The organism is Rhodobaculum claviforme, assembly GCF_016653255.1.
GTDB lineage: Bacteria > Pseudomonadota > Alphaproteobacteria > Rhodobacterales > Rhodobacteraceae > Rhodobaculum > Rhodobaculum claviforme.
On record NZ_NHSD01000138.1, the window covers coordinates 1 to 9,449 of the forward strand.

General features: G+C 74.3%; 9 protein-coding genes. 3 read left to right on the plus strand and 6 right to left on the minus strand.

Features of this window, described 5'->3' with window-relative positions:
* Positions 1-149: 149 nt before the first annotated feature.
* Positions 150-1,211: a lipocalin-like domain-containing protein gene (locus CCR87_RS04335; RefSeq protein WP_201156346.1), complete on the plus strand. Its 1,062-nt coding sequence runs from the start codon at positions 150-152 to the stop codon at positions 1,209-1,211.
* Positions 1,212-1,450: 239 nt separating this feature from the next.
* Here CCR87_RS04335 and CCR87_RS17465 read toward each other — a convergent pair whose 3' ends face one another.
* On the minus strand, positions 1,451-3,280 hold the full coding sequence (locus tag CCR87_RS17465) for an ABC transporter permease (protein ID WP_201156347.1): 1,830 nt from the start codon (positions 3,278-3,280) through the stop codon (positions 1,451-1,453).
* Positions 3,280-4,020 carry an ABC transporter ATP-binding protein gene (locus tag CCR87_RS04345; RefSeq protein WP_420850145.1) on the minus strand — a complete coding sequence of 247 codons (741 nt, stop codon included), beginning with the start codon at positions 4,018-4,020 and terminating at the stop codon, positions 3,280-3,282. The genes CCR87_RS17465 and CCR87_RS04345 overlap by 1 nt, the downstream gene beginning before the upstream one ends.
* A gap of 273 nt (positions 4,021-4,293) precedes the next feature.
* Here CCR87_RS04345 and hisC point away from each other — a divergent pair, with 273 nt between their 5' ends.
* On the plus strand, positions 4,294-5,379 hold the full coding sequence (gene hisC, locus CCR87_RS04350) for a histidinol-phosphate transaminase (RefSeq protein ID WP_201156349.1): 1,086 nt from the start codon (positions 4,294-4,296) through the stop codon (positions 5,377-5,379).
* Entirely contained in the window at positions 5,379-6,296 is a 918-nt protein-coding gene (locus CCR87_RS04355; protein WP_201156350.1) for a prephenate/arogenate dehydrogenase family protein, read from the plus strand. The genes hisC and CCR87_RS04355 overlap by 1 nt, the downstream gene beginning before the upstream one ends.
* A gap of 32 nt (positions 6,297-6,328) precedes the next feature.
* Here CCR87_RS04355 and CCR87_RS04360 read toward each other — a convergent pair whose 3' ends face one another.
* The 4 genes from CCR87_RS04360 to CCR87_RS04375 form a co-directional block, all read right to left on the minus strand.
* Complete coding sequence (locus CCR87_RS04360) at positions 6,329-7,087, minus strand: methyltransferase domain-containing protein (protein ID WP_201156351.1); 759 nt, start codon at positions 7,085-7,087, stop codon at positions 6,329-6,331.
* Entirely contained in the window at positions 7,084-8,133 is a 1,050-nt protein-coding gene (locus tag CCR87_RS04365) for a glycosyltransferase (RefSeq protein ID WP_201156352.1), read from the minus strand. Before CCR87_RS04365 ends, CCR87_RS04360 begins: the two co-directional genes overlap by 4 nt.
* Positions 8,134-8,135: 2 nt before the next feature.
* Positions 8,136-8,531 (minus strand): 6-pyruvoyl trahydropterin synthase family protein, encoded by a 396-nt coding sequence (locus tag CCR87_RS04370; protein WP_201156353.1) that lies wholly within the window; start codon positions 8,529-8,531, stop codon positions 8,136-8,138.
* 21 nt (positions 8,532-8,552) lie between these two features.
* On the minus strand, positions 8,553-9,449 hold an 897-nt coding region (locus CCR87_RS04375; RefSeq protein WP_207186551.1), incomplete at its 5' end, for a zinc-dependent alcohol dehydrogenase.

Below are 9,449 nucleotides of genomic sequence, written 5' to 3' on the forward strand. Positions count from 1 at the left end.
GGGTGTTCCCCGCCGACTGGGCGGTGCTGGCGGGGGCGGCGGTGGTGGCCGCGCTGCTGGCCGCCGCCTGGCCCGCGCTGCGGCTGGCGCGGATGCAGCCCACGGAACTGTTGCGCGTCTTTGCCCGCGAACGCTGAAGGGACCCCGCCATGCGCCTTTTGCCCCTGATCCTGATGGCCCTTGCCGCCGGCCCCGCCCAGCCACAGGGCTTTGCCGGCATGGGGGCCGATGCGCCGGGCTTTGCCCTGCCCGAGCGCGGCCATGTGCTGGAGTTCCCCCGCGACCACGGCGCCCACCCCGATTTCCGGATCGAGTGGTGGTACCTGACCGCCAACCTGGAGGGTCCCGACGGCACCCCCATGGGGGCGCAATGGACGCTGTTCCGCTTCGGCCTCGCCCCCGGCGCGCGGGACGGCTGGGACAGCCCGCAGGGCTGGATGGCGCATGCCGGCGTCACCACGCCCGACGCGCATTTCGCCGCCGAGCGCTTTGCCCGCGATGGCATCGGACAGGCCGGGGTGACGGCGGACCCGTTCGCGGCCTGGCTGGACGACTGGCACATGACCTCCGTCGCGGGGCCTGGGGCGGATGCGCTGGACGCGCTGCACCTGGCGGCACGCGGCATGGAGTTCGCCTTCGACCTGCGGGCCGAGGCGGACGGCCCCCTCGTGCTGCACGGTGACGCGGGGTTCTCGGTGAAATCCGAAGGGGGGCAGGCCAGCCATTACTACTCCCAGCCGTTCTATCGCATCACCGGCGAGGTCACGCTGCCCGACGGCCCGATTGCGGTCACGGGCCTCGGCTGGCTCGACCGCGAATGGTCCAGCCAGCCGCTGGAGGGGGCGGCCTCGGGCTGGGACTGGTTCGCGATGCATTTCGACGACGGCGAGAAGCTGATGATCGCCCGCGTGCGCAGCGAGGCCGACACGGGGGGATGGTTCTCGGCCGCCACCTGGATCGACGCCGAGGGCGCCACCCAGACCTTCGGCCCCGACGCGCCGCGCTTCACGCCGCTGGAAACCGCCCGGGTGGCGGGGCGCGACGTCCCCGTGCGCTGGCGGGTGGAGTTGCCGCCAAGGGGCCTCGATGTGGAGGTCTCGGCGGTGAACCCGCAGGCGTGGATGGACACGGCCTTTGCCTATTGGGAGGGGCCGGTGCGCATCACCGGGACCCACCCCGGCGTCGGATATCTGGAGATGACGGGGTATTGAGGCCCGCCCGGCGCCCGGGACCGGATGCGCCCCGAAGCGGCGCCACGGGGTTGGCAAGCCCGGCCCCGCCGGGCAAGGGTGCGCCCGATCCCGCCCTGCGAAAGGAACCCGCCCATGTCCAGCCCCACCCTGCACCGCCTTGCGCTGGGCCTGTCGGCGGTGATCGCGGCGGTGATCGCCGTCGGAACGCTGACGCCCAGCGTCGCGGTGCCCGGCCCGTCGGGCATGGACAAGGTCTATCACTTCACCGCCTTCGCGGCGCTGGTGTGGCCCGTGGTCGCCAGCCGGCCCCGCGTCAGCCCCAGCGCCCACACCGGCGCCAGCTGCCCGATGCGCAGCCCCGCCAGCGTCACGAGGCTGGCCAGCAGCGCCACCGCCGCCACCCCCAGCGTCAGGATGTTCAGCGCCGCCGTCACCGCGAACGTCCGCTCGAACACCTGAAGCGAGAACGCCTTGGCCTGCGCCTGGTCGGTGACGCGGTCGGGGGCGGCGCCGAAGTCGTCCACCAGCGCGGTCACCAGATCGGCCGCACGCCCGGGCGCCACCCGCACCGCATGCGCCAGCCGGGGCGCGTCGGGATAGGTCGCGAGGAACAGATCCAGCCCCACCATCGCCTGCGCCTGCGGGTTGCCATAGTCGGAATACACCCCCGCCAGCGGCCGCGTCAGCCCCCCCGGCAGCGCCACCGGATCGCCAAGGCCCAGCCCCAGCCGCCGCGCGCCCTGTTCGTTGACCAGAACGCCGGTGCCATCGGCCAGCCGGTCCCACACATCCGGTTCGGCCTGCAGCAACGGCCAGTGGTCGCGATAGGTGGCGTGGTCCTTGACCCCGTACACCGCGCCGGGGGCCCCGTTGATCGCGCCCTCCACGTTCCAGATCGGCAGGATCGCATCCACGCGGGGCGCCAGCCAGTCGCGCAGCGCCGCGGCCTCGGTCGCATCGCGGCCCGAGACATAGACCTCGGCCGCCAGCCGCTGATCCAGCCAGCCGGTGAACGTCAGCCGGAAGCTGGAGACCATCGTGCCCACCCCCACATTCGTCGCCAGCGCCAGCATCAGGGCCATCAGCGCCAGCGACAGCCCCGGCAACTGCTGGCGGGTATCGGCCAGGAACCATTGCGCCAGCACGCCGCGCGCGCGGTTCTGTGCCGCCAGCAGCACGCCGGTCAGCAGCACCGGCAGCACCAGCGCCGCCAGCGCATATCCCAGAACCACCCCCACGGCCCCGGCCACCAGCGCCAGCACCACCAGCTCGGCCATCAGCGCGCCCGTCAGCCGCCCCGCCGGAACCCCCAGCGCGCGCAACGTGCGGAACATCCCGCGCCGCTGTTCGAACGCCAGCCCCACGGCGGCGTTGACGATGAACAACCCCACCGCAAAGGCCAGGAACCCGAACGCTGTCAGGTTCAGATGGAAGCTGTCGGTCAGCCGCCCCAGATCGCCCGCGGCCTCTGGCGTCTCCAGCCGCAGGCCGGGGGCGACGGCGTCCAGCGCGGGGAGGCCGGCGGGCTGTTCGGGCCAGACCAGCAGGCGCGTCAGCCGCCCGTCCATCCCCGCCAGCGCCTGCGCGATCCCCACATCCATCAGCACGGTGCCCGGCGGCAGCCCCTCCACGCCCTGCACGCCCGCCAGCCGGGCGGCGGTCTCGGGTGCGGCGAAACGGTCACCGGGCGGGGTGATGAAGCCCGCCAGCGCGTCGCCCTGCGCCAGCCCTGCCACACCGGCCTGCGGCGGCGCCGTCAGGGGATCGACCCCCAGCACCGTCACCCGCACGCCGTCCAGGGTCGCGCGCGCCTCCACCACCGGCGACACCAGCCATCCCGCGCGGCGCAGCGCGATGTAATCGGCCTGGGCGATGGCCGCCGTCCCCTCGGCCGGAAGCAGGCGGTCCAGCCGGTCCTGGCCCAGCACGGCCTCGGCCTGGGCGTAGCTGGCGCGGGCTTCCGAATTGATCGCCTGCACCCCGGTGAACAGCGCGGTCGCCAGCGCCAGCCCCACCAGCAGCATCGCCAGTTGCAGCGGATGCACCCGCCAGTGCCCCAGCAGCGCCGACAGAACCACGCGGTCCATCACGGCGCCTCCGTCGTGCGGCCCGCGCGCAGGTGCAGCCGCGCATCGCAGCGCGCCGCCAGCCGGGGCGAATGCGTGACCATCAACAGCGCCACACCCGCATCGCGCACCAGCTCCAGCATCAGGTCCAGCACCGCGTCCCCCGTCGCCTCATCGAGGTTGCCCGTCGGCTCGTCCGCCAGCACCAGCGCGGGGCGCGCCGCCAGCGCCCGGCCGATGGCCACGCGCTGCTGCTGGCCCCCCGACAGCTGCTCGGGGTAGCGGTTCATCAACCCCTCCAACCCCAGCCGGGCCGCCAGCGCCGCCACCGCATCCGCGTCGAACCGCCCCGCCAGCCGCGCCTGGAAGCCCAGGTTGCCCGCCACCGTCAGCGACGGGATCAGGTTGAACTGCTGGAACACCAGGCCCACGGCCTCGCGCCGCAGCCGGGCGCGGCCGGCGTCCGACAGCGCGCCCACGTCCTGCCCCGCCAGCCGGACCTGTCCCGCGTCGGCCACGTCGAGGCCCGCCACCAGATGCAGCAGGGTGCTTTTCCCGCTGCCCGATTCGCCCGTCAGCGCCAGGCTGTGCCCGGCTTCCAGCGTCAGGTCGACGCCGCGCAGGACCGGCACCCGCTCGTCCCCGCCGGTGAGGGTCTTTTCCAGCCCCCGCACCGCCAGAAGCGGCCCTTTCCCGTCGCTGTTGGCCCCGCCGCTGCTGGCCCCGCCGCTCTTGGCCCCGTCGCTGCTGGATGGCTGCACCGTGCGCGTCCCCGTCCTGATCCGATCCCCGCCCGCGGGCGTCCTGCGGGGATGTATCACCCCGAAGGCCGACGGCGACATCGGCTGTGCGAAAATGCCGCCCGACACGGGCTGCGCGGGCGCCGGGGCGTTCCGCCGCAGCCCCGCACGCCCCCCGGCATGGCAAATCCGCCACGCCCGGCGGGTGTGATGCGGATCGGACGGGCGCGGCCGCCGTTGCATCTGGCCTTGGCCCCCCCCCGGAGCTAGAACCCGCCCGCAAGAGGAGCCGAAATGCCCAAGGACATTCGACCGCAACCGGGAATTCTGGACATCACCCTCTATCAGGGGGGGGATTCGTCCATCGCCGGGCAGCGCGAGGCGATCAAGCTGTCGTCGAACGAGAACCCGCTGGGCCCGTCCGACCGGGCGGTGGAGGCGTTCCGGCGCGCCGGTCACACGCTGCACCGCTACCCCTCCAGCAGCCACGCGGCGCTGCGCGCGGCGATCGGTGGGGTGTACGGGCTCGATCCCGACCGGATCATCTGCGGCGCCGGCTCGGACGAGGTCATCAGCTTCCTGTGCCAGGCCTATGCCGGGCCGGGCGATGAGGTGCTGCACACCGAACACGGCTTTGCGATGTACCGCATCTCGGCGCTGGGGGCGGGGGCAACGCCGGTTTCGGTGCCCGAACGGCGGCGCACGGTGGACGTGGACGCGGTGCTGGCGGCCTGCGGGGCGCGCACGCGGCTGGTGTTCATCGCCAACCCCGCCAACCCCACCGGCACGATGCTGGATGCGGCCACGGTGGCGCGGCTGGCCGACGGGGTGCCCGCGCACACGCTGCTGGTGCTGGACGGCGCCTATGCCGAATACGCCGACGTGCCCGACGGTGCGCTGGAACTGGCGACCGCGCGGCCCAACGTCATGGTCACGCGCACGTTTTCCAAGATCCACGGCCTCGGCGGGCTGCGGGTCGGCTGGGGCCATGGCCCGCGCGCGGTGATCGACGTGCTCAACCGTCTGCGGGGGCCGTTCAACCTGTCCACCGCCCAGCAGGACGCCGCCGAAGCCGCGATCCTGGACCGTGAGCATCTGGAGCGCTGCCGCACGGAAAACGCCCGCCTGCGCGCCTGGCTGACCGCCGGGCTGCGCGAGATCGGCGTGCCCTGCGACGATAGCCAGGCGAACTTCGTCCTCGCCCGCTTCGACGGCGCCGCCGAGGCCGAGGCCTGCGACGCGCATCTGAAGCAGTGCGGCCTGATCGTGCGCCGGGTCGGCAGCTACGGCCTGCCGGGCTGTTTGCGCATCACCGTGGGGGACGAACCCGCCTGCCGCCGCGTCGTGCACGCCATCGCGCAGTTCAAGGGCCTGCGCTGATGGCGCTGTACGGGCGGGTGGCGCTGATCGGGCTGGGCCTGATCGCGGGGTCGATGGCGCTGGCGATGCGGCGCGGGGGGCTGGCGGGGCACATCGCCGGCACCGCGCGCACCGACGCCACCCGCACCGAGGCGCTGCGGCTGGGCCTGTGCGACACCGTCCACGCCACCGCCACCGAGGCCGTGGCCGGCGCCGATCTGGTGGTCCTGGCCGTGCCCATCGGCGCGATGGAGGGGCTGGCCGCCGAGATCGCGCCGCATCTGGCGCCCGGCGCCACCGTGACCGATGTCGGCTCGGTCAAGGGCGCGGTGATCGACGCGGTCGCGCCGCACCTGCCGCAGGGCGTGCACTTCATCCCCGGCCACCCCATCGCGGGCACCGAACAGTCCGGCCCCGGCGCGGGCTTTGCCGAGTTGTTCGACAACCGCTGGTGCATCCTGACCCCGCCCGAAGGCACGGACCCCGCCGCCGCCACCCGCCTGCGCACCCTGTGGGAAGGCATGGGCGCGCGCGTCGATGAGATGGACGCCGCCCACCACGACCTCGTGCTCGCGGTCACCAGCCACGCGCCGCACCTGATCGCCTATACCATGGTGGGGGTCGCGGATGATCTGCGCCGGGTGACCGACAGCGAGGTCATCAAGTACTCAGCCGCCGGGTTTCGCGACTTCACCCGCATCGCGGCGTCGGACCCGACCATGTGGCGCGACGTGTTCCTGACCAACCGCGCCGCCACGCTGGAGATCCTGGGCCGCTTCACCGAGGAGCTGTTCGCCCTGCAACGCGCCATCCGCACCGGCGACGGCGAGATGCTGCACGCCTATTTCACCCGCACCCGCGCCATCCGCCGCGGCATCGTGGAGGCCGGGCAGGACACCGACGCCCCCGACTTCGGCCGCGCCAAGACCCGCGGCTGAGCGGCCCGGCGCGCGCGCCCCGGCCGCCGCCCTCAGGGCAGCGCAAGAAGATCGAGATGCCCGATCCGCGCGGTGGCAAACGTGCGCCGCGCCGCACCCCAGTCCTGTGCGGCCTCCAGCCCGGTCTCGGCCGCGGCCGCGGCGATGCCGGCGACCAGTTCGGCGTGCAGCGCGCCTTCGGACGGGGTCAGCTGCCAGGGGCTGTCGGCGGTGCGCACGTCAAAGCCATGCTCGGCAAACACCTGCGCAGCGATCTGGCCCGCGTCGGGGCCCAGCGCGGCGCCCAGGCCCTTGTCGCCGCGCTGGTGCGTGTTGAAGGCCGCCGTCACCGCCGCGTCCAGCGGCAGCACCGGGGTCCAGTCCATCCACCCGTCATAGCTGAGCGCAGCGTAGAACCCCACGCCCGCCGCCCGCAGCCGGGCCGCCAGCGCCGCAACCCAATCGCGCGGCATCAGATCCAGCAGCGCCGAGGCGGTGACCAGATGCGCCCCCTCCAGCGGCAGCGCCTCCAGCGTCCGCAGGTCAAGGCGGTGCGGGGTGCCGCCGGTGCGCCGCGCGGCCTCCGCCAGAAGGGCCGCGTCGGCGTCCACCAGCCGCCAGTGCGCCTCTGGCAGCGCCCCGGCCAGGGCGCGCACGGTGGCACCGGTGCCGCACCCCAGATCGACGATCACCGGCGGCGCATCGCCCGCCGCGCGCCGTGCCACCGCCACAGCCCCCGCCAGAAGTTCCGCGTCGCGCGCCGCATGGTCCGCAGGCTCGCGCAGCGCCAGCCAGTCCGACGAAAAGCTCATGACATCACCCCATCCAGAACGCGCGCCACCCGCGCCGCCGTGTCATCCCACCCCGGCAGGGCCGCGCCCGCACGCGCCGCCGCCACCGCCGCACGGCGTCGGGTGGCCGGATCGCGGAGCAGCGCGCCCAGGGCCGCCGCCAGCGCGGGGGCATCATCCGGGGCCACCAGCCCGCCCGCATCGGCCGGCACGAACCCCGCCACCGGTCCCACGCGCGTCGCCACCACCGGCAGCCCGTGGGCCAGCGCCTCGGCATAGGCCATGCCGAACCCCTCGTGCCGCGACGCCAGCGCGAAGATGTCGGCACCCGCGTATTCCGCCCCGGCATCCGCCACCGGCCCGGCCAGGGTGATGCGCCCCTGCAGCCCCGCCGCCGCGATCTGCGCCGCCAGTGCGGCCGCAACGGTGGGGTCGGGCGCAGGCCCGACGATGCGCGCCCGCCACGACAGGTCCGCCAGCGCCGCCAGCGCGGCGATCAGGACGTCGTGCCCCTTGCGCCGCGTCAACGAGCCCACCGACAGGATCGTCGGCGGATCGCCCCGCCCCGGCGCGGGGTGCGCGGGCGCCGCGGTGCCGGGCACCGCCACGGTGATGCGGTCGGCGGCCACGCCGAACCCCGCCACCAGCCGATCCGCCGTCACCTGCGAGGTGCACACCACCGCCCGCGCCGTCGCCAGCGCCGACCGCTCCGACCGCGTCAGCCGCGCGGCGGTGGCGGCGTCCACCCCGGTCTCGTCCGCGAGCGGGTGGTGCACCAGCGCCACCAGCCGCAGTCGCGCGGCATGGGCCTGCGCGACCGCGTCCAGCACCCCGAACGCCAGCCCGTCCGCCAGCACCACCGCCCCGTCCGGCAACGCCGCGAAGGCCGCAGCCGCCGCCGCCATCGCAGCCCGGTCCGGCATCGGAAAGCCCCCCGGCAGCGCCAGCACCCGGGCCCGCCACCCCTGCGCCGGCAGGTGCGCGATCAACGCCCGGTCATATCCGTACCCCCCCGAGGGCGTCGCCAGATCGCCGGGGATCGCGAAATGCACCGGGCGCGGGGCCACGCTCAGAGGTCGGCCTCGTACCAGCCGCGCGCCAGGTGGCTTTCGTGCAGGGTGATGCGCAACCGCTTCAGCCGCCCGCCATCGTTCATCCGGCCCGACCGCGCGGCCACCGCCATCGCCTCCCAGATGTGGCCGCACAGGAATTCCGTGGTGGTGATGCGGCCCTTGAAGGCGGGAACCTCGTCAAGGTTGGCATAGCGCAGCGGCGCCAGCACCTCGGCCAGCGCCTCGGTCGCGAGGCCGATGTCCACCACCAGGCCGTTGTCGTCCAGCGACTCGGTGAAGAAGGCGGCATCGACGGTGAAGGTGGCGCCATGCATCCCCTGCGCCGGGCCGAACACCGGCGACGGCAGGGAATGGGCGATCATGATGTGGTCGCGGACCTCGACGGCAAACATGGGCGGTCTCCGGGTTTGGGATCAGTGGCGGATGCGGTGGCACAGCGTGTCGGGGTCGGCAAGTATGGCGCCATAGGCATGCGGCAAGTCATCGAGGCCCGTCTCGCCCGAGATCAGCGCGGCAACCGCCCCGTCCCCGGCCAGCAGCGCCAGCGCGGCATCCATCCGGCGCGCGTTGTCCCATCGCGGCGCGCGGGCGGGCGGAACGCACCCCACCTGGCTGGAGATCAGCCGCAGACGCTGCGAGTGGAACGCGCCCCCCAGCGGCACCGCGACCTCGGCCGCGCCGTGCCAGCTGGCCTCCACCACCACGGCCTCCGGCCCCGCAAGACGCAGCGCCTCGGCCAGGCCCGGGGCGCTGGCGGAGGCGTGGATGACCACGTCGCAGCCCCCCCGCGCATCGCCGGGCACGGCGAACCCGCAGCCCAGATGCGCCGCCAGCCCGGCCCGCGCGGGGGTGTGGTCGATAAGCGTGACCTCCGTCCCGGGGATGCGCGCGCACAGCCGCCCCACCAGCGCGCCGATCACCCCCGCGCCCACCACCGCGACCCGGTCGCCCGGGCCGACACCCGCGTCCCAGACCACCGTCAACGCGGTCTCCATGTTCGCCGCCAGCACCGCAAGCTCCGGCGCCAGCCCCTCGGGCAGGGGGCGGGCCATGGCGGCGGGGCAGGCAAAGCGGCTCTGGTGCGGGGCGAGGACAAAGACCGGCTGCCCCAGCCGCGCGGACGGCCCGCCGGTGATGAGGCCCACGGCGGCATAGCCATATTTCACCGGAAACGGGAAATCGCCCTCCTGCAAGGGGCAGCGCATGCGGGCGTGCTCGGCCGTCGGGACGCGGCCCTCGAACACCAGCCGCTCGGTGCCGCGGCTGATCCCCGAGAAAAGCGTCGTCACCATGACCTCGTGCGGGGCGGG

Bases quoted from the DNA above. Each gene is read 5' to 3' on its own strand.
- hisC (WP_201156349.1), top strand. From the start codon at position 4,294: ATGCCCAAGGACATTCGACCGCAACCGGGAATTCTGGACATCACCCTC.
- CCR87_RS04335 (WP_201156346.1), top strand. From the start codon at position 150: ATGCGCCTTTTGCCCCTGATCCTGATGGCCCTTGCCGCCGGCCCCGCC.
- CCR87_RS04355 (WP_201156350.1), top strand. From the start codon at position 5,379: ATGGCGCTGTACGGGCGGGTGGCGCTGATCGGGCTGGGCCTGATCGCG.
- CCR87_RS04370 (WP_201156353.1), bottom strand. From the start codon at position 8,531: ATGTTTGCCGTCGAGGTCCGCGACCACATCATGATCGCCCATTCCCTG.
- CCR87_RS17465 (WP_201156347.1), bottom strand. From the start codon at position 3,280: ATGGACCGCGTGGTTCTGTCGGCGCTGCTGGGGCACTGGCGGGTGCAT.
- CCR87_RS04360 (WP_201156351.1), bottom strand. From the start codon at position 7,087: ATGAGCTTTTCGTCGGACTGGCTGGCGCTGCGCGAGCCTGCGGACCAT.